The 19,241-nt window shown below is 66.5% G+C and carries 13 protein-coding genes, 2 tRNA genes and 2 rRNA genes (1 of these 17 running past the window's edge); 8 read left to right on the plus strand and 9 right to left on the minus strand.

Translation table 11 applies throughout. The features are described from left to right. Window positions 1-11: 11 nt before the first annotated feature. The 5 genes from ACK4E3_RS04785 (at window position 12) to ACK4E3_RS04805 (ending at window position 2,946) form a co-directional block, all read left to right on the plus strand. Entirely contained in the window at window positions 12-884 is an 873-nt protein-coding gene (locus ACK4E3_RS04785) for a YgfZ/GcvT domain-containing protein (protein ID WP_409697109.1), read from the plus strand. Window positions 885-946: 62 nt separating this feature from the next. Continuing rightward, window positions 947-1,528, plus strand: a complete 582-nt coding sequence (locus tag ACK4E3_RS04790; RefSeq protein WP_409697112.1) for a DNA-3-methyladenine glycosylase I — start codon at window positions 947-949, stop codon at window positions 1,526-1,528. Then, on the plus strand, window positions 1,525-2,130 hold the full coding sequence (locus ACK4E3_RS04795; RefSeq protein ID WP_409697115.1) for a ribonuclease HII: 606 nt from the start codon (window positions 1,525-1,527) through the stop codon (window positions 2,128-2,130). Before ACK4E3_RS04790 ends, ACK4E3_RS04795 begins: the two co-directional genes overlap by 4 nt. A gap of 111 nt (window positions 2,131-2,241) precedes the next feature. Further along, window positions 2,242-2,318, plus strand: a tRNA-Lys gene (locus tag ACK4E3_RS04800). Window positions 2,319-2,616: 298 nt separating this feature from the next. Beyond that, window positions 2,617-2,946 carry a hypothetical protein gene (locus ACK4E3_RS04805; RefSeq protein WP_409697118.1) on the plus strand — a complete coding sequence of 110 codons (330 nt, stop codon included), beginning with the start codon at window positions 2,617-2,619 and terminating at the stop codon, window positions 2,944-2,946. A gap of 85 nt (window positions 2,947-3,031) precedes the next feature. Here the strand turns inward: ACK4E3_RS04805 and clpX are convergent, their stop codons facing one another. After that, entirely contained in the window at window positions 3,032-4,294 is a 1,263-nt protein-coding gene (clpX, locus tag ACK4E3_RS04810) for an ATP-dependent Clp protease ATP-binding subunit ClpX (RefSeq protein ID WP_409697121.1), read from the minus strand. A gap of 275 nt (window positions 4,295-4,569) precedes the next feature. Here clpX and ACK4E3_RS04815 point away from each other — a divergent pair, with 275 nt between their 5' ends. Then, window positions 4,570-5,181 carry an HAD-IB family hydrolase gene (locus tag ACK4E3_RS04815; RefSeq protein WP_409697124.1) on the plus strand — a complete coding sequence of 204 codons (612 nt, stop codon included), beginning with the start codon at window positions 4,570-4,572 and terminating at the stop codon, window positions 5,179-5,181. Between the two features lie 53 nt (window positions 5,182-5,234). On the opposite strand, the gene ACK4E3_RS04820 is transcribed toward ACK4E3_RS04815, so the two are convergent. The 3 genes from ACK4E3_RS04820 to tig form a co-directional block, all read right to left on the minus strand. Continuing rightward, window positions 5,235-5,870, minus strand: coding sequence for an ATP-dependent Clp protease proteolytic subunit (locus tag ACK4E3_RS04820; RefSeq protein ID WP_409697127.1), 636 nt, complete (start codon window positions 5,868-5,870; stop codon window positions 5,235-5,237). Between the two features lie 118 nt (window positions 5,871-5,988). After that, a complete protein-coding gene (locus tag ACK4E3_RS04825; protein ID WP_409697130.1) occupies window positions 5,989-6,945 on the minus strand; it encodes a hypothetical protein in 957 nt (318 codons plus the stop codon). A 105-nt stretch (window positions 6,946-7,050) separates the two neighbouring features. Next, window positions 7,051-8,394 (minus strand): trigger factor, encoded by a 1,344-nt coding sequence (gene tig, locus ACK4E3_RS04830; protein WP_409697132.1) that lies wholly within the window; start codon window positions 8,392-8,394, stop codon window positions 7,051-7,053. Window positions 8,395-8,653: 259 nt separating this feature from the next. On the opposite strand from tig, the gene ACK4E3_RS04835 reads away from it, so the two are divergent. Both ACK4E3_RS04835 and ACK4E3_RS04840 read left to right on the plus strand, forming a co-directional pair. Beyond that, complete coding sequence (locus ACK4E3_RS04835; RefSeq protein ID WP_409697135.1) at window positions 8,654-10,465, plus strand: aminopeptidase P family protein; 1,812 nt, start codon at window positions 8,654-8,656, stop codon at window positions 10,463-10,465. After that, complete coding sequence (locus ACK4E3_RS04840; RefSeq protein ID WP_409697138.1) at window positions 10,462-11,460, plus strand: DUF2272 domain-containing protein; 999 nt, start codon at window positions 10,462-10,464, stop codon at window positions 11,458-11,460. The genes ACK4E3_RS04835 and ACK4E3_RS04840 overlap by 4 nt, the downstream gene beginning before the upstream one ends. Here ACK4E3_RS04840 and ligA read toward each other — a convergent pair. From ligA to ACK4E3_RS04865, 5 genes are all read right to left on the minus strand, one after another. Further along, complete coding sequence (gene ligA / locus ACK4E3_RS04845) at window positions 11,457-13,754, minus strand: NAD-dependent DNA ligase LigA (protein ID WP_409701079.1); 2,298 nt, start codon at window positions 13,752-13,754, stop codon at window positions 11,457-11,459. The genes ACK4E3_RS04840 and ligA overlap by 4 nt on opposite strands. 183 nt (window positions 13,755-13,937) lie before the next feature. Beyond that, complete coding sequence (locus tag ACK4E3_RS04850) at window positions 13,938-17,117, minus strand: autotransporter domain-containing protein (protein ID WP_409697141.1); 3,180 nt, start codon at window positions 17,115-17,117, stop codon at window positions 13,938-13,940. Between the two features lie 486 nt (window positions 17,118-17,603). Next, window positions 17,604-17,680, minus strand: a tRNA-Met gene (locus ACK4E3_RS04855). A gap of 60 nt (window positions 17,681-17,740) precedes the next feature. Next, window positions 17,741-17,855 (minus strand): 5S ribosomal RNA (gene rrf, locus ACK4E3_RS04860). A gap of 68 nt (window positions 17,856-17,923) precedes the next feature. Next, window positions 17,924-19,241 (minus strand): 23S ribosomal RNA (locus ACK4E3_RS04865) (it continues 1,461 nt past the right edge of the window).

Raw genomic sequence — 19,241 nt, forward strand, 5'->3', positions numbered from 1 at the left:
GAAAAATCGCCATGCGAGCGGTGACGCACGCCAGCGCCCGCGCCTATATGAGGCCCATGATCGCCGCCCTCGATGATCGCCGCCTGATCCGCGTCCGCGGCGATGACGCGCGCGCCTTCCTCAACAACCTGCTCACCAGCCGCGTGGACGATCTGGCGCCCGGCCAGCTTCGCGCCTCGGCCCTGCTGACGCCTCAGGGGCGGATGCTGATGGACCTGCTTCTGCTGGGCGAAGACTACGGCGTGCTGATCGATGTGGGGCGCGATCTGGCCGAGACGCTGCTGGCGCGGCTGGCGCTCTATCGCCTGCGCGCAAAGGTCGAGATCGAGGCGGTGGAGGGCACCGTCCACGCCTGCTGGCCCGATGTTGTCGAGGGCTTCGTGCCCGATCCGCGCCTTGGCGCGCTGGGCGGGCGTGCCTATGGCCCCGGTCCCCTGATCCCTGATGCGCTGACCCCGGACGCGCTGACCCCGGACGCGCTCGCAGACCACTATCTCGCCCACCGCCTCGCCCTGGCCGTGCCCGAGGCGGCAGACCTTGGCGATCATCCCACCTATCCCATCGAGCTGAACTTCGATCTTCTGGGTGCCATCGACTTTCACAAGGGCTGTTTCGTGGGGCAGGAGACCACCTCGCGCATGAAGCGGCGCGGGCAGGTGCGCAGCCGCACCCTGGCGCTTCGCCTTGCCCCCGGAACGCCCTCGCCTGCGCCGGGCTCCGAGGTGCTGGCCGGAGACCTGCGGGCCGGTCAGGTGCTGCGGGCATCGGGCGCGCTGGCCCTTGCCATCATGCGCCTTGATCGCATGGAGGGGCCGCTCGGCGTGGATGGCGCACCGGCCGCGCTGGTCGTGCCGCACTGGCTGGCCCCGCACATCGCGGTCTGAGGGCCGGTGCTTTGCCGAGGCCGCTCTTGCCGATGGGCGCGGGCGGGCGGACACTGGCGGGCATGACGGAATCACATCGCTGCGCCTGGTGCGGGACCGATCCGCTCTATGTCGCCTATCACGATCAGGAATGGGGCGTGCCCGAGCGCGATGCGCGCGCCCTGTGGGAAAAGCTGGTGCTGGATGGCTTTCAGGCCGGGCTCGCCTGGATCACCGTGCTGCGCAAGCGCGAGGCCCTGCGCGCCGCCTTCGCAGGCTTCGACCCCGAGATCGTCGCCCGCTTCGGGCCCGAGGACCGCGCCCGTCTGATGAGCGATCCGGGCATCATCCGCTCCAATGCCAAGATCGACTCGGCGATTGCCAGTGCGCGCCTCTGGCTCGAGATGCGCGAGCGCGGCGAGGACTTCTCGGCCCTGATCTGGGATGCGGTCGATGGCCACCCCGTGCAGAACGAATGGCGGCACCAGTCCGACCTGCCCGCCGAAACCGACCAGTCGCGGGCTCTGGCCAAGGCGCTCAAGGCCAGGGGCTTCAAGTTCTGCGGGCCGGTGATCGTCTATGCCTTCATGCAGGCGACCGGCCTTGTGAACGATCACGTCGTGAGCTGCCATCGTCACGGGGCGGTGCGGCAGATGTCGGCATGAGCGCGCCGGACTTCTCGCTGGAGCGCGAGCATCAGGGCCTTGTCTGCGGCGTAGACGAGGCCGGGCGCGGGCCGTGGGCAGGGCCGGTGTGCGCAGCCGCCGTCATCCTCGATCCCGCGCGCATTCCTGCCGGCCTGAACGATTCCAAGGCGCTGAGCGAAAAGGCCCGCCTGCGCCTCGATGCCGAAATCCGCGCCAGCGCGCTCACTCATGCCGTGGCCTTTGCCAGCGTGGACGAGATCGACCGCCTCAACATCCTGCGCGCCACGGCTCTTGCCATGGCCCGCGCGGTCGAGGCCCTGAGCCCTGCGCCCGCCATGGCCCTGATCGACGGCAATCAGGCCTTTGCCCTGTGCTGTCCGTCCCGCGCCGTGGTGCGCGGCGATGCGCGCTCGCTGTCCATCGCCGCCGCCTCGATCCTGGCCAAGACCGCGCGCGATGCCCTGATGTGCGAGCTGGCCGCGCGCCATCCCGGCTATGGCTTCGAGCGGCACAAGGGCTATCACAGCGCCCTGCACGTCGAGGCCCTGCATCGCCTCGGCCCCTGTCCCGAGCACCGGCGCAGCTTTGCCCCCATCCGCGCCCTGCTGGAGCGCGCCTGACGGCCCGCCAGCGCAGTGACGAGGCGAAAAACGCGCACCAGATGGCCGGCGGGTCTTGACCGCCCAGCGTGAATGCAACAGAAACCGCCCTTCTCCGTTTTGACGGCAGACGCGCCCTTAGCTCAGTTGGTTAGAGCATCTGACTTTTAATCAGAGGGTCCTCGGTTCGAGCCCGAGAGGGCGTACCATCTTTTCAATACCTTAGCGGAAGCCGGCGCGGAACAAACCGCGAAAAGTGTGACTTTGAAAGTCACAGGGTGTGACTTTGCGTTCCGATTTCGTCCCGCCCGCGTCGGGTCGGGACGCCGATGGCGGACGAGCGCGGGCCAGCGATGATGCCCGCCCGCGTCGGGTCGGGACGCCGATGGCGGACGAGCGCGGGCCAGCGATGATGCCCCCCTCCCCGATTATTCCCCCGCCGCCACCCTCACGCAACGAAGCGGGCGCTGGCCCGTTTGAGCGGGGTCAGACTTTGGGAGGAGCACCATGAGACTTCTTGTTCTGGGCGTCAGCGCCCTGGCCCTGTGCGTCAGCGCCTGCAACCGTCAGGACGACGGCGAGCCGATGGTCGAGACCGCCGATGACGCCTCGATCCCGGCCGCCGGCACGGCGGGCACCGGCGCCACCACCGCCGGCGCGGGCACCGCTGGCGACAGTGCCGCCGCACCATCCGATGACATGACCGTCTATGACCAGTCCGGCGTCGAGGAGATGAGCGAGCCGGCCAGCGCTTCGGGCGTCAGCGAAGAGACGCGCATGAACGCCCAGGCCCGTGCGGAATCGACCAATCTGCACCCGCGCACGCCGGGCAACTGACGCGATACAGATGTGAAAAAGGGCCGGAGCATCGCTGCTCCGGCCCTTATTTCGTGCGCCAGCGGCCCAAGAGATGCAGCGAGCGTCAGGCGGCGCCGTCGGCCTTTTTCTTTTCGGCGTAAATGAACAGCGGCTGGGCCTTGCCCTCGATCACCTCGGCATTGACCACCACCTCCTCGACACCCTCGAAGGTGGGCAGCTCGAACATGGTCTCCAGCAGCACGCCTTCCAGGATCGAGCGCAGGCCGCGCGCGCCGGTGCGCCGCGTGATCGCCTTCTTGGCCACCGCACTCAGCGCCTCGTCGGTGAAGGTGAGGTTGACGTTCTCCATCTCGAACAGGCGCTTGTACTGCTTGACCAGCGCGTTCTTGGGCTCGGTCAGGATCTTGACCAGGGCCGTCTCGTCGAGGTCCTCGAGCGTGGCGATGACGGGCAGGCGGCCGATGAACTCGGGGATCAGGCCAAAGCGCATCAGATCGTCCGGCTCGACCCCGCGCAGGATCTCGCCCGTGCGCCGCTCGTCCACGTCCTTGACCTTGGCGCCAAAGCCGATCGAGGCCCCGGTGCCGCGCGCCGAGATGATCTTTTCCAGCCCCGCGAAGGCGCCGCCGACGATGAACAGGATGTTGGCGGTGTCGACCTGCAGGAACTCCTGCTGCGGATGCTTGCGCCCGCCCTGGGGCGGCACGGAGGCGACGGTGCCCTCCATGATCTTGAGCAGGGCCTGCTGCACGCCCTCGCCCGACACATCGCGCGTGATCGAGGGGTTGTCGGACTTGCGGCTGATCTTGTCGATCTCGTCGATATAGACGATGCCGCGCTGGGCGCGCTCGACGTTGTAGTCGGCGGCCTGAAGCAGCTTGAGAATGATGTTCTCGACGTCCTCACCCACGTAGCCGGCTTCGGTCAGGGTGGTGGCATCGGCCATGGTGAAGGGCACGTCGATGATGCGCGCCAGCGTCTGGGCCAGCAGGGTCTTGCCCGATCCGGTCGGCCCGACCAGCATGATGTTCGACTTGGCCAGCTCGACGTCATTGTTCTTGGTGGCGTGGTTGAGGCGCTTGTAGTGGTTGTGCACCGCGACCGAGAGCACCTTCTTGGCGTGGTGCTGGCCGATCACATAGTCGTCGAGGACCTCGAGGATTTCCTTGGGCGTGGGCACCCCGTCCTTCGACTTGACGAAGGCGATCTTGTGCTCCTCGCGGATGATGTCCATGCACAGCTCGACGCATTCATCGCAGATGAACACGGTCGGTCCCGCAATCAGCTTGCGCACCTCGTGCTGGCTCTTTCCGCAGAAAGAGCAGTAAAGGGTGCTCTTGGAATCACCGCTGGCGGCTTTGGTCATAGGCTCATCTCACACACGCGCTGCGCCGGTTCGGAAAACGGCCCCGTCGGGCTTCTTGCAGGGGCGGCAGCGCTTCTTCCCTCGATACTGCAAACTTTAGGCCGGGAGTTCTTCAAAAAATGACAATCCCCCACCGCTTTGTCCACCACAAGCCCTTGGTCTGCAAACTGTGATCATTTCCGAACCCTGCCCCTGCGCTCGCGGCTCTTGTGTGGCCGGGGCGGAACCGGGGCGAAAAGAGCGGGATTTCCATGGGGATAAGCGAGGATATGGGCATGGATGAGCCTGCGCGCGAGATCGTCGCCTTCGATTTCGACGGCACCTTGACCATTCGCGACAGCCTGACGGCCTTTCTGAAGTGGCGCGCCGGAGCGCGTGCCTACAGGCGTGCGCTGCTGTCCATGGGGCCGCAGTTCGCCGCCTATCTCTCGGATCGGGACAGGGGCAGGCTCAAGGAGGCGCTGCTGGTGCGTCTGGTGGCGGGCGAGGCGCGCGAGGCCCTTGTCGCCGATGCCGAGCGCTTTGCCGAACAGGTGTTCGAGCGCTTCATCCGCCCCGATGCGCTGGAGGCCTGGAACGACTGGGCCAATGCGGGGGTGGAGCGGGTGATCGTGACGGCTTCGCCTGCGCTCACCGTGGCGCCCTTTGCCCGCAGGCTGGGGGCCGAGCGCCTGATCGGCACGCGCCTTCAGGTGGATCTGAACGACTGTCTGACGGGGCGCCTGCGCGGCGAGAACTGCCGGGGCGCGGAGAAGGTGGCCCGTATCCGGGCCGCCTATGGCGAGGATGTGCGCGTGCTGGCCGCCTATGGCGACACCAGCGGCGATCGCGAGATGCTGGCAATCAGCGAGATGCCCGGTTATCGCGTGTTCCGGCGCAGGCCCTGAGGCCCACCCCCCCGGAAAATCCCGGTCAGGGCGCTTTGGCGTGGCGGGCCGGATCACGACGCCTTGGCGTCGTCGGGATTGTCCTCGCGTTTTTCATAGACGTGATCGACCAGGCCCCAGTCGCGGGCCTCCTGGGCGCTCATGAAGTGGTCGCGGTCCAGGGTGCGCTCGACCTCCTCATAGGTGCGGCCGGTATGATGCACATAGATCTCGTTCAGGCGGCGCTTGGTCTTGATGATGTCCTCGGCGTGGCGCTCGATGTCAGAGGCCTGGCCGCGGAAGCCGCCAGAGGGCTGGTGCACCATGATGCGCGCGTTGGGCAGGGCGATGCGCTGGCCCCTGGTGCCTGCGGTCAGGATCAGCGAGCCGGCCGAAGCAGCCATTCCCATGCACACGGTCGAGACCGGCGCCTTGATGTATTGCATGGTGTCATAGATCGCCAGCGCCGAGGTCACCACGCCGCCGGGGCTGTTGATATACATGGCGATCTCCTTCTTGGGGTTCTCGGACTCCAGAAAGAGAAGCTGGGCACAGATCAGCGCCGCCATGCCGTCCTCGAACGGGCCGGTCAGGAAGATGATGCGCTCGCGCAGCAGGCGCGAGAAGATGTCGAAGGCGCGCTCGCCCCGGCTGGACTGCTCCACCACCATGGGCACGAGGTTCATCATGACGTCGGTGGGTTCACGCATGGGGCAGCCTTCTCGATGACAGCGCGCTCGGCGGGAAGGGAATCTCCCCCGCGCGCCTTGTGTGCCCCGATATTGCGTGCCGCATCCGCTTAGGCAAGCCGTGATGCGTCAACGCGCCCTATTCGGCCAGGGTGTCGGCGGCGTCGCGCTGGCCGGGGCTGGGCCGGGTCAGCATCTCGAAGATGACCTGGGCCTCCTGCTGGTTGCCGCGCAAGTTGCGGTCGGCGTTGTAGATGCCGAACAGATAGCCGATGTCCCAATGGGTCAGGCCCGTGGGGCGCGCCTCGGCGCTCAGGCCCGGCTGGAACAGGTTGAGGATCGAATCGAGCTGGGTGGCATCGGCCTCGGGATTCAGTCGCGCGAGCGCCACCATGGCCACATAGTCCGACAGGGCACCGAAGTGCACCGTGCCCACCACGCTGGTGTCGATGATGATGAGCGCCTTGTTCAGGCTGACCCGCGTGCCCGCGCGCAGGCGCGACATCCCGTAGGGGTCGATCTCGATCTCGGCCGTGTGCCACCAGCGCACCGGCGGACGCCCGCGCGTGAAGTCGCCCAGCATCTGATTGCCGCGCTCCTGAAGGTCGGCATAGTCGCGGAAGAAGGCCGGGTTGTCGTCGATCAGGCGCTGGCTGAGCAGGGCACCGTCGTCGGTGGCGATGATCAGTATGTTGGGCTGACAGCCCGGCTCGCCCACGCGCAGGCGCATGGCGTCCGCCACCCGCGCGATGCGGTCGTTCATGTACTGGGCATAGTCGGCACGCATGTTGACCACGCCGGTGCAGACCCTGCGGTCAAAGCGCGCCACCTGACCGCGGCGGCCCTGGCGCACCGTGGCATTGCCGACGAACTCGCGCACCGTCTGGCGGATCTGCTCGCGCTGGGCCTCGATGACCACTTCCTCGACCACCGTGGCACCGCCGCCGGGCGGGCTCTGGCGGTTCTGGTTCTGGCCTTGACTCTGGTTCTGGCCTTGACTCTGGTTCTGGCCCGAAGTCTGGGCCACGGCAGGCTGGGCCAGCGGGGAGAGGGCCAGCAGCGAAAGCGAAAGAAGGGCGGGCAGCAGTTTCGACATCGGGCGCGTCCGCAACAGGGCAAAAAGACAAGGGCGACGCAACCTAGGCTTCAGGTCGCGCCGCCCCTAATGAATAAGCTGTAAGACAAGTCAGGCCGAGACGCCTCAGCCTTCCTCGTCCTCGGCCAGCAGTTCGTCCTTGGAGATGGCCTTGTCCGTCACCTTGGCCTTGTCGAAGATCAGGTCGCAGACCTTTTCCTCATAGATGGGCGCGCGCATGGAGGCGGCGGCGTTGGGGTTCTGGCGATAGAAGTCCAGCACCTCGCGCTCCTGGCCCGGATAGTTGCGGGCCTCGGCCATGATGGCCTGCGACAGCTCCTGATCGGTGACGACCACATCGTTGGCCCGGCCGATCTCGGCCAGCACCAGACCGAGGCGCACGCGGCGCTCGGCGATCTTGCGGTATTCCTCGCGCAGCGCCTTCTCGGACTTCTTGGCGTCCTCCTCGGGCAGGCGACCGGCATCCTTGTCGGCCTGGACCTGGGTCCAGATGCCGTCGAACTCGGCCTCGACCATCTTGGGCGGCAGGTCGAAGCTGTGCTTCTCGTCCAGCACGTCCAGCAGGGCGCGCTTCAGCTTGAAGCGCGAGGCGCGCGCATACTGCTGGTTGAGGTTGTCGCGCAGCAGCTCCTTGAGCTTGTCGAGGGATTCCAGGCCCACGCGCTTGGCCAGCTCGTCGTCCATGGCGGTGTCGACGGGGCTTTTCACGGCCTTGACGCTGACGTCGAAGGTGGCCTTCTTGCCCGCCAGATGGGCAGCGCCATAGTCCTCGGGGAAGGTGACCTCGATGGTCTTGTCCTCGCCCGCCTTGGCACCGACAAGCTGCTCCTCGAAGCCGGGGATGAAGCGGTTCGAGCCGATCACCAGACTGGCGTCGGTGGCCGAACCGCCCTCGAAGGCCTCGCCGTCGATCTTGCCGACGAAATCGATGGTCAGCTGGTCGCCATCGGCGGCCTTGGGCGCCTTCCCTCCCTTGTCCTCATAGGACGTGACCTGAGAGGCGATTTCCTTCAGCGCCTCCTCGACATCGGCGTCCGAAGCCTCATAGGTCGGGCGCTCCAGCGTGATGGTGGCCGGGTCGATGGCCTCGAACTCGGGCATGACCTCCAGCGACATCTCATAGGCCAGGTCCGCCTCGCCCGTGATCACACGGTCCATGTCGGAGGTCAGGTTCAGCTCGGCAGGGGCGGCGGGGCGCAGCTTGGCGTCCTCGAGGGCCTTCTGGCTGGTCTCGTTGACCGCATCATTGACGATCTCGCCCATCAGGTCGCGGCCAAAGACCTTGCGCACATGGCTGGCGGGCACCTTGCCGGGCCGGAAGCCCTTCAGGCGCATCTGCGGCGCGACTTCCTGAATGCGGGCGTCGAGGCGCGACTTCAGATCCGTGGCGGGAATGGTGACCGAGAGCACCCGGCTCAGGCCTTCGTTCGACTTTTCGACGACTTGCATGAAAGGTTACGTCTGATGCTTGGGCCGATGACAGCGCGCGCTGTCCTGGCGGTGGGAGGAGAACGAGAAAATGCCGCTCGCCCGGCCGTGTGGACCCTGCCGGGCCCAGCCTCGGTCAGGGGCTGCGTTTCGTGACCCGCCCTTATGTCGATATGGGGCCTTCAGGTCAACGCCATAGGGGCTGTCGGCGGCCAACCGCCCGCAAATCGCCTGCGTGCGGCACTGGCGGGCGCGCGGGCAGAGGGCTAAGTCTTGGGCCATGAGACAGACCTTTCACGAGACCACCCGCCCCGAACAGGGCCCTGCCAACCTCAAGACCGTGCGCGCGGTGCTGGCACAGAGGGGGCTGGACGGCTTCATCGTGCCCCACGAGGACGAGCACCAGAACGAGTATCTGCCCGAGGCCAACGACCGGCTGGCGTGGCTGAGCGGCTTCACCGGCTCGGCAGGCGCGGCCATCGTCATGGCGGACCGCGCGGCCATGTTCACCGACGGGCGCTATACCCAGCAGGTGCGCGATCAGGTTGACGGAGCGTCCTTCGAGTTTCTCGATCTGGTCGAGGGCGGCGTGCCCGGCTTCGTGCGCGACCTGCCTGCCGGCACGCGCCTCGGCTATGACCCGCGCCTGCACAGCCCCGACGCGCTCGGCGCCATCGCCCGCGAGGCGAAGGCCGCCAGCGTCGAGCTGGTGGCCTGCGAGGCCAATCCGGTCGATGAGGCCTGGGGCGATCAGCGCCCGCCCCAGCCCGCGGCCCCCGTGGTGCCCCACGAAATCCGCTTTGCCGGCGAGAGCAGCGCCTCCAAGCGCGAGCGGCTGGGCGAGTCCCTGGCCGCGCGCGGCATCGACGCGGCCCTGCTGACGGCCCCGGCGTCCGTGGCGTGGCTGTTCAATGTGCGCGGCGGAGACGTGATCCGCACGCCCCTGCCGCTGGCCCAGGCGATCCTGAACAGCGACGGCAGCGCGCGTCTGTTCCTCGATCCGGCCAAGATAAGCGATGCCCTGCCCGGGTGGCTCGGCAACGAAGTGTCGCTGGAGCGGCCCGAGGCGCTGGAGGGCGCCCTTGGCGATCTGAAGGGCCGTCGCCTGCTGATCGACCCGGCCCAGTCCTCGGCCTGGTATTTCGAGCGGGCCGAGGCCCTCGGCGTGCACATCGAGCGCGGGCCCGACCCCTGCGCCCTGCCCCGCGCCACCAAGAACGAGACCGAGATCGAAGGCGCGCGCCGCGCCCATATCCGCGATGGCGTGGCGCTGGCGACGTTCCTGCACTGGGTCGGCACCGAGGCCCAGGAAACCCTGCCGGACGAGCGCGTCGTGGTCGAAAGGCTGGAGCAGCTGCGCGAGGCCACCGGCGCGCTGAAAGACCTGTCGTTCGACACCATTGCCGGGGCCGGTCCCAACGGCGCCCTGCCCCACTACCGGCCCGTGGAGCGCACCATCCGGCGCGTCGAGAAGGGCTCGCTGCTGCTGGTCGATGGCGGCGGGCAGTATCTGGACGGCACCACCGATGTCACGCGCACCATGGCCATCGGCGAGCCCAGCGCCGAGCAGAAGGACCGCTTCACCCGCGTGCTGAAGGGTCATATCGCCATGAGCGTGGTGCGCTTTCCGGCGGGCACCACCGGCCACCAGCTCGATGTGCTGGCGCGTCTGCCCATGTGGATGGCCGGTCTCGACTATGACCACGGCACCGGTCACGGCGTGGGCAGCTATCTGGGCGTGCACGAAGGCCCCCAGCGCATCGCCAAGGCCGTCAACACCCAGCCGCTGCTGCCGGGCATGATCGTTTCCAACGAGCCCGGCTACTATCGTCCCGGCCACTGGGGCATCCGCATCGAGAACCTTCAGGTCGTGACCGAGGCGCGCGCGATCGAAGGCGGCGAGCGGCCCATGCTGGGCTTCGAGACCCTGACCTTCGCGCCCATCGACCGCAGGCTGATCGAGGTGTCGCTGCTGAGCGATGCCGAGCGCGCCTACATGGACCGCTATCACGCCGAGGTGCTTGCGAAGATCGGCCCGCACCTGGACGGCGAGGTGCTGGCGTGGCTGGAGGTCCAGTGCGCGCCGCTGTGAGAGGTCTTGCCAGCGCCGTTCTGGCCGCGCTGTGTGCCCTGCCCGCCCACGGACAGGAGCGCCTGCCCCGCGAGGTCTTCGATGTCATCGCACCGGCCAGCCGCGTTGCGGGCGGGCGCGGAGAGATGCGTGTCACACAGGCGGCCTGCCGCGTCGGGCCGACCCACTGGGCGCGGAGGCGCATCGTCGACATTGCCGTGCAGGAATGGGCCGTGTTCGGCTATCAGACCGTGGATGCCAGGCCCATCGAGCGGGGCCTGCTGCCCGAGGGCGTGCTGCCCGAACAGCTCAATCCGCCGCGCGAGCGGCCGCGCCAGGGGCGCCACATCCTTCGCATGGGCCGCTGGGAGAATGATCCCGCCACCCACGCCAGCATCGGCGGCTACTGGAGCGTGACCTCGGAGGGTGCAGGCATCATCGCGCGCCAGAACCGCGCTTGGCGCGCCACCGATCAGGCCATCGACTGGGTCGAGCCATGGTCGGCGGCCTTCATCAGCTGGGTGATGTGCGAGGCGGGCCTGGGCGAGGCCAGCCAGTTCGCGCGCGATGCCTCGCACCGGGTCTATATCGATCAGGCGATCCGGGCCCGCGACGGCGCGCTCAGCGGCACGGCCTATGTGGCCTACGATGCGGGCGAGGCAAGGATCGAGCCGGGCGATCTTCTGTGCAATGCGCGCGGGCGGGCCAGCTATCGCTCACTGGCCGACCGCAGGCCCGAGATGGACCGCTTTGCGCCCACCCACTGCGACGTGGTGGTGCGGGTGGACGAGGCGGCGGGCGTATTTCACATGATCGGCGGCAATGTGATGAACTCGGTCACCCTGACCTTGCTGCCGGGCACGCGCGATCAGCCCGGCGCGCCGCTGCGCCCGCTGTCGGACGAGGATCTTTCGGGCGCGCGCACCATGTTCGCCCACCTGAAGCTGCAGGCCGATCCGGTCGAGCCCGAGGCCTTTGACAACAGCCCCACCATCCGCGCCCTGACCGGCAGCTAGTCCCCGATCAGGGCCAGCCAGTCGTCCTCGCTGAGCACCCTGACGCCGTGCTTTTCGGCGTCTTTCAGCTTGGAGCCCGCGCCCGGCCCGGCGACCAGATAGTCCGTCTTTTTCGAGACCGAGCCCGAGACCCTGGCACCCAGGCTCTCGGCGCGGGCCTTGGCCTCGTCGCGCGTGAAGCGCTCGAGCGCCCCGGTGAACACCACGGTCTTGCCCGACACGGGACTGGATGCGGCAGGCTTCTCAAGGGCGATGATGGCATCAAGCTCGCCCTCCAGCGCCTCGATCAGCGCGCGGTTGTGCGGCTCGTGGAAGAACTGGCCAAGCGCACGCGCCGCCACCGGTCCGACGCCCGAGATCGCCGACAGGGCCAACAGTTGCGGCGACGGGGCTTCATCACGCGCCACCTGTGCCCAGCGGACGACGCCGGGCCAGTCGCCTGCCAGCGCGGCCAGAGCGCGGCGGGCCGGAGCGGGCATGGCCGGAAAGGCCTGGGCAATCTTCTGATCCATCGGGGCTTCGGGCCAGGGATCGGCAGCCGACACCTGCGCCTCGGCCAGCATGGCGATGATGCGCGCGGACACACCGGGCGCGGCGCTGAGGCGCTCGAAGGCTTCACTGGGCAGGCCCGCGCCAGCCGCGAGGGCGGAGGCTTTCAGGCTAGGCCAGTCCTCGTGGGCGCGCGCCAGCACGAGCGAGGTCTGGTCGCCGATCTCGGGGATGCCCAGCGCAAAGACGAAACGGTCGAGCGGCACAGTGCGACGCGACTCGATGCCCGCCACCAGCCTGGCCACGCTAAGCTCGCCATAGCCCGGCTCCTCGCGCAGCAGGGCCAGCTTTTGCTCGTCGCGCGCCAGGCGGAAGATGTCGGCAGGCTCGCTGATCCAGCCCCGCGCATGGAAGGCGGCAAGCTGTTTTTCGCCGAGGCCGTCGATGTCGAGCGCGCGGCGGCTGACGAAATGCTTGAGGCGCTCCAGTATCTGGGCCTCGCAGATCAGCCCGCCCGTGCAGCGACGCCGCGCCTCGCCCGGCTCGCGCACCGCCTCCGAGCCGCACACCGGACAGGTGACGGGAAAGACATAGGGCGTGCTGTCCGCCGGGCGCTGCTCTGCGATCACGCTCAGAACCTGAGGGATCACGTCGCCCGCGCGCTGGACGATCACGCTGTCGCCCACGCGCACGTCGAGGCGCCCGATCTCGTCCTCGTTGTGCAAGGTGGCGTTGCGCACCACCACCCCGCCGACCGTCACGGGCCGAAGCCGCGCCACCGGCGTCAGGGAACCCGTGCGCCCGACTTGGATCTCGATGTCCTCGACCACTGTGGTGGCCTTTTCGGCGGCGAACTTGTGGGCGATGGCCCAGCGCGGGCTGCGAGCCACGAAGCCAAGACGTGTCTGAAGATCGAGCCGGTCGACCTTGTAGACCACCCCGTCGATGTCATAGCCGAGGCGCGCGCGATCGCGCTCCAGCGCCTCATAGCCCTCGATCAGCCCGTCGAGGCCGGTCGAGCGCCAGGTGCGATCATTTGTCGGAAAGCCCCATGCGGCCAGCGCCGCCACGGCCTCGGACTGTGTCCTTGCGAACGGCGCGGAGACCTCGCCCCAGCCATAGGCAAAGAAGCGCAGGGGCCGGCCCGCCGTGACCCCCGCATCGATCTGGCGCAGCGATCCGGCGGCAAAGTTGCGCGGATTGGCATAGGTGCGCCGCCCCTCGCGCTCGGCCTCGGCATTGAAGGCGGCAAAGGCTTCGGTGGGGCAATAGACCTCGCCGCGCACCTCGATCACATCGGGAATGCCGCCGCCTGCCAGGCGTTCGGGAATATCGCCGAGCGTGCGAAGGTTGGCCGTGACGTCCTCGCCCGCGCGCCCGTCCCCGCGCGTGGCCCCGCGCACCAGCACGCCGCCCTCATAGCGGATCGAGGCCGAAAGCCCGTCGATCTTGGGCTCGGCCAGAATATCGAGGGGCTCGTCCTGTCCCATGCCCAGAAAGCGGCGCACCCGCGCCAGAAAGGCCGCCACATCCTCGCGCGAGAAGGCGTTGTCGAGCGAGAGCATGGGCACGCCGTGCACCACGGCGGCAAAGGCGCCGCTGGGCGCGGTGCCGACCTCGGATGACGGCGAGTGCTCATCGGCCAGCGACGGGTGTGCCGCCTCCAGCGCCAGCAGGCGCGCGCGCAGGGCGTCATACTCGCCGTCGCTGATCTCGGGCGCGTCCTGACCATGATAGAGCGCATCGTGGTGCCGGATCTGCGCGCTGAGCTGCGCGTGGACGGCGCGGGCCTGATCAAGGCTCATCTCGTTATCGGGCGTGAAGTCCGGCGAGCGGTCTGGCAGGGAATCTGGCGAGGCTTCTGGCACGGGCATAGGGTCTTTTACGACAGCGCCCGCCGCCCTAGCCACGAAAAACAAAGGGGCCCCCGATTGCCCGGGAGCCCCTTGCCCTGTCTGTCCTGCCGGATCGGCGGCCGTGCCGTCCGATCAGAACCGGAACGTGGCTCGCAGCAGCAGCAGGAAGCGCACATAGTCGTCGATCTTCTCGGCATCGGCCTCCACGGTGAGGAAGCCGTATTCGTTGCCGACATTCAGGCGCAGCCCCACGATGGGACCGCCGCCTTGCAGGCTGTCGGAGACCAGATCGAAGGCCGGACCGCCCGAGAGGAAGCGTGCCGTGGTGACGCCGCCGTCGTAAGAGACGTTCTGACGCCAGCCGATGCGCAGCTCGGGCCGCAGCCAGCGGTTCTCGCCGAAGCTGGCCCCGAAATTGACCGCCGCGACCGTGCTGAACAGGTGGCCGTTGCGCTCCTCGATGGCCAGATCGAAACCGTCGCCGCCGCCCGATTCCTGACGCGCGTTTTCACGCAGGGCGAAATATTCGGCATAGACCTCGGGGCGGATCGAATAGCGCCCGAAGGTGCGCTCGTAAGAGGCACCTGCGCCCGCAGCCAGGGTATAGCCGTTCCAGCTCGCTTCCGAGCGGCGCAGCACGCCCGAGCCCACGAACTGGCGCGTGGAGTCAAAGCTGGCATAGCCGCCGGCAGCCCGCGCCCAGGCGCTCCAGCCGTTGCCCTGCATCCGCCAGTAGAGCCCCAGCTCCAGCAGGCGCGCGGTCAGCACTTCCTCGGCGCGCGATTCCGGGCTTTGCAGGTCCGACGAGGTGAAGGCGGCGGACACGCCGAACGCCCCCATCTCGGTGCCGCGCTCTACGCCGCCCGCCACGCCGAAGCCCTCGGAGCGGAAGCCGTAGGCCCCGCCCTGATCCTTGTCGGCGTAGAAGTTGATTTCCTGCAGCCAGGCGCTGGTCGTGCCCGCAGGCGCGATCTGGCCACGGCCCGACAGGGTGCGCGTCACCGCATCGACGCCCGAGGCCAGCGACAGCAGCGCACCACCCGAGTGGTCAGGCAGCATCTGGGCATAGAGCTGTATGAAGCCGTCGCGCTCGAACTGGCGCAGGAACGCGCCCTGAAGCTCGGGATCACCGGCGAGGGCCTGATAGATGGCCTCGAACGCCGCATCCTCGACGCGGATCAGGCCGATCTCGGAGGAGGTGCGGCGGCGCACGTCGGCGAAGATCTCACCGGCCCCGCTGTCCACCCCGACCTCGACCACGAACAGATAGGGGGTGTTGGTCTCCAGCCTGTCCGTATCCAGATCGCCAACGATCAGCGTGTCGGCACGCACCAGGGTGAAGCGCTCGGGATCGAGGATCAGAGAGTTGAACCACAGGCCGATCTCGGCACCATTGGCGAAGGTCGCCGTGCCATTGACGTTGAAGCCGCCTGCCTGACCGTTGATGGGGTCCAGGGCTACGACCAGCGTACCGTCCGCACCGACGTTGAGGCTGGTCAGGTCGGTCGCGGTGGTGTGGCGCGTGTCGAGAATGCCGTCCGCAACCGTGATGTCGAGCAGGCCGCTCGAAGTGGTGATCGCACCGATCACCTCGGCTCCGCCCGAGATGGTGAAGCTGTCCGCCCCGGTGCCAAAATCGATGTTGCCGACGATCAGGCCGTTCTGGACATCCAGCACGTCGTTGCCCGAGCCCAGCAGGATGTCGCCGACGATGATCGGCTCTGCCACATCCGGCACGCCGTCTCCATCCTCGTCCGGCAGGTCGTCATCGGGATCGCCGAGAACGCCGAACTGGGTGATGGTCACTCCCGTGGTGTTGGCGCGCAGGTCCATGGCAATGGCGCGGTTGATCGGCGCGATGCCGGCCGTTGTGGTGCCCAGATTGGCCTGGATCACGCCGGTATTGGTGATCGAGGAGAGGCTGCCGTCCTGATCGCGAATGGCCACGGCGTCCATCTCGCGGCCAATGCCCTGAGCAATGATGTTGCCGGCGTTGTTCAGACTTGTGACATTGCCGCCCGCGAGAATGTCGAGAGCCACCGCAGAGGCCACACCTTCGTCAAGGCGGGCGTTGGCGCGCAGGTTGCCGTTGTTCAGGATCGAAGGCACCGTGGCGCCGTCGAGAATGCGCAGGCCGACGGCCGACGCCTGGTTCGCCGTCGAAGTGATGTTGCCGTCGTTGCGCAGTCCGCCTTCCAGCGTGACGTTGAAGCCGTCTTCACTGCCGATCAGAATGGCCGTGGTGTCAAAGCCCGCGAACAGACCGACGGCCTCGATGGTGCCGCGGTTCATGAAGCCATAGTTCAGCCCGCCCGCCCCGACCGCGCTGAGGGTGATGTCCTGGCTGTCAGACCCGATCAGAACGGCGGGTGCCGAGCCCAGAGAGGTGATCGAGCCGATCCCCTCGTTGGCATCGATGATGCCGTCGCCGTCCTCGTCGTCGTTGTCGGGATCGCTGTTGGTGGGCGGGATGTCGATGATAACGCCCCCGGCCATGTTGCCGCCAATGCGCAGGGCCGGGCCGTTGTTCAGCAGGTCATCAGGGCCCAGCGCATTGATGAACGCCTGCGACAGCTGTGCCGTGGGATAGCGGAAGCCGGTCGTGACGACGGTGGCATTGATGAAAACAGTGCCGCCGACATCGCCATCCAGCGCAACGCCGACCGCGTTCTCGCCACGGGCCGTGACACTGCCGTGGATCTGGACATCGCCGGTGATCGTGCCGGTCGAGCGGATGGCATGGTTGTTGTCGCCCACCACCTCGATGGTACCCAGCGAGCGGAACTCGCCGTCCAGCCCGGATTCGATCGAGATGCCGTAGGAGTTGTTGCCCTCGACCAGGATGTTGCCTGACGAGTTCAGGGTCAGGTTGCCAACCATGGGGGAGGCACCGGCAAGGCGGATGCCATAGCGGTCTGTGCCGGTGGCGAAAGGACCGTCGAGATTGCCGTCGTTGTTGGTGTCGGTCGGCTCGTAGCCGTCGGTAATGCGAATCTGGCCCGATACCACGATGTTGCCGGTGTTCCCGCCCGTGGCCAGAATACCGGTCGCACCATTCGCCGCGTTCTCCATCAGGATACGCGAGGTGGTGTCCATGGTGACGTTATGGCTCGAGTTCTGGGTGATGGCCGTGCCCGACGTCAGCCGGATCACGCCATTGTTCGCCAGGCGGATGTCGTCGGGGGCGCCGTTGTTTGCTGTGGCCGTCAGAATCGGCGTGGTGCGCTCGTTCGAGATGACGATCTCTGCGCCGGCCGAGGCGGCGGCAACGAGCGGACCCAGCGCGACCGCGGTCGCCAGCAACTTACGCATCTCTCAAAACCCCTCGTGACGCACTCGCACGATAGCCGCAGACGGCGACGAGCTTGTTCTATCCGGTTTGCCCCAAGTTTCCCGAATTTGAGGCGATTGCAAGGCGAACTTTGTCTTGTGAACCCGATAGGTAGCCGGCCGGGTATATTCTGGTGCCACCGTGCACGATCAGTCCTAGCCCAGAGCGCCCACCTTCTCAATGGCGCATCCTCCCGTGCGGCCGCTAGCGATGAGCGGGCCCTTTCGGCAGCGCTTGCAGCAGGCCGACAGTCCGGACGCGGGGTTGAGCGAAGTGCGGCTTGGGGAGCCGCCCCGGACAGGTGCCGAGACCATGCCCGGGGCTGGCACAAGCGCGGGGCATGTGGGCCGGGGATCGGTTCTGACGGGCAGACACCCGAGACCGCAAGCCGAACCCGCCCCCCTTGGCACCCATCGACAAGCCAGACAGCAAAAAGCCCCGCGCTTGCGCACGGGGCTTTTTGTATTTGGGTGCGGGAGCAGGATTTGAACCTGCGACCTTCAGGTTATGAGCCTGACGAGCTACCGGGCTGCTCCATCCCGCGGCAACCGTAGTAAGATGTTGTGAGAAAGGGTGGGCGGATCGAATAATGTCTGGTCTATAGACCCGGCAGCGACCTACTCTCCCGCGCCTTAAGACGAAGTACCATCGGCTCTGGAGGACTTAACGACCGAGTTCGGAATGGGATCGGGTGGGGACCCTCCGACATAGCCACCAGGTCAATAGACCAGACATTCGAGAAGACATCATATTCTTGCAAGGAAACCGATATGGGCTTTGATGAAAAACGATCAAGCCGATCGGATTATTAGTACCAGTAAGCTTCATGCGTCACCGCACTTCCACACCTGGCCTATCAACGTGGTAGTCTTCCACGATCCTCAGCGAAGCCTTGTTTTGAGGTTAGTTTCCCGCTTAGATGCTTTCAGCGGTTATCTATTCCATACTTAGCTACCCTGCTGCGCGGCTGGCGCCACGACAGGTCCACCAGAGGTATGTCCATCCCGGTCCTCTCGTACTAGGGACAGATCCTCTCAAGCTTCGAACACCCACGGCAGATAGGGACCAAACTGTCTCACGACGTTCTGAACCCAGCTCACGTACCACTTTAAATGGCGAACAGCCATACCCTTGGGACCTGCTCCAGCCCCAGGATGTGATGAGCCGACATCGAGGTGCCAAACTTTGCCGTCGATATGGACTCTTGGGCAAAATCAGCCTGTTATCCCTAGAGTACCTTTTATCCGTTGAGCGATGGCCCTTCCACACGGGACCACCGGATCACTATGGCCGACTTTCGTCTCTGCTCGACTTGTCAGTCTCGCAGTCAGGCGAGCTTATGCCATTGCACTCGACGAGCGATTTCCGACCGCTCTGAGCTCACCATCGCGCGCCTCCGTTACACTTTGGGAGGCGACCGCCCCAGTCAAACTACCCACCACGCCATGTCCCGGACCCGGATAACGGGCCTCGGTTAGACGTCAACAACAGTAAGGGTGGTATTTCAAGGATGGCTCCACCGGAACTGGCGCCCCGGTTTCAAAGCCTCCCACCTATCCTACACATACTGATGCTAACGCCAAGGCGAAGCTATAGTAAAGGTTCATAGGGTCTTTCCGTCTGACCGCGGGAACCCCGCATCTTCACGGGGAATTCAATTTCGCTGAGCCTGTGCTGGAGACAGTGGGGAAGTCGTTACGCCATTCGTGCAGGTCGGAACTTACCCGACAAGGAATTTCGCTACCTTAGGACCGTTATAGTTACGGCCGCCGTTTACCGGGGCTTCAGTTCGGAGCTTGCACTCCTCCCTTTAACCTTCCGGCACCGGGCAGGCGTCAGACCCTATACGTCGCATTGCTGCTTCGCAGAGCCCTGTGTTTTTGCTAAACAGTCGCTACCCCCTGGCCTGTGCCACTCTTTTCTGGTTGCCCAAAGAAGAGTCACGCTTATTCCGAAGTTACGCGTGCAATTTGCCGAGTTCCTTCAGCACAGTTCTCTCAAGCGCCTTGGTATGCTCTACCAGTCCACCTGTGTCGGTTTCGGGTACGGTCTCTGCTGGAGTTATTTCCAGGGACAACTTCGCTGCCAGGACAATCCAATAAGCC

It is taken from the genome of Brevundimonas sp., assembly GCF_046299595.1.
Classification (GTDB): Bacteria; Pseudomonadota; Alphaproteobacteria; order Caulobacterales; family Caulobacteraceae; genus Brevundimonas.

Excerpts from the sequence above, each read along its gene's own strand:
- ACK4E3_RS04785 (WP_409697109.1), top strand. The coding sequence starts at position 12 with ATGCGAGCGGTGACGCACGCCAGCGCCCGCGCCTATATGAGGCCCATG.
- ACK4E3_RS04790 (WP_409697112.1), top strand. The coding sequence starts at position 947 with ATGACGGAATCACATCGCTGCGCCTGGTGCGGGACCGATCCGCTCTAT.
- ACK4E3_RS04795 (WP_409697115.1), top strand. The coding sequence starts at position 1,525 with ATGAGCGCGCCGGACTTCTCGCTGGAGCGCGAGCATCAGGGCCTTGTC.
- ACK4E3_RS04805 (WP_409697118.1), top strand. The coding sequence starts at position 2,617 with ATGAGACTTCTTGTTCTGGGCGTCAGCGCCCTGGCCCTGTGCGTCAGC.
- clpX (WP_409697121.1), bottom strand. The coding sequence starts at position 4,294 with ATGACCAAAGCCGCCAGCGGTGATTCCAAGAGCACCCTTTACTGCTCT.
- ACK4E3_RS04815 (WP_409697124.1), top strand. The coding sequence starts at position 4,570 with ATGGATGAGCCTGCGCGCGAGATCGTCGCCTTCGATTTCGACGGCACC.
- ACK4E3_RS04820 (WP_409697127.1), bottom strand. The coding sequence starts at position 5,870 with ATGCGTGAACCCACCGACGTCATGATGAACCTCGTGCCCATGGTGGTG.
- ACK4E3_RS04825 (WP_409697130.1), bottom strand. The coding sequence starts at position 6,945 with ATGTCGAAACTGCTGCCCGCCCTTCTTTCGCTTTCGCTGCTGGCCCTC.
- tig (WP_409697132.1), bottom strand. The coding sequence starts at position 8,394 with ATGCAAGTCGTCGAAAAGTCGAACGAAGGCCTGAGCCGGGTGCTCTCG.
- ACK4E3_RS04835 (WP_409697135.1), top strand. The coding sequence starts at position 8,654 with ATGAGACAGACCTTTCACGAGACCACCCGCCCCGAACAGGGCCCTGCC.
- ligA (WP_409701079.1), bottom strand. The coding sequence starts at position 13,754 with ATGAGCCTTGATCAGGCCCGCGCCGTCCACGCGCAGCTCAGCGCGCAG.
- ACK4E3_RS04850 (WP_409697141.1), bottom strand. The coding sequence starts at position 17,117 with ATGCGTAAGTTGCTGGCGACCGCGGTCGCGCTGGGTCCGCTCGTTGCC.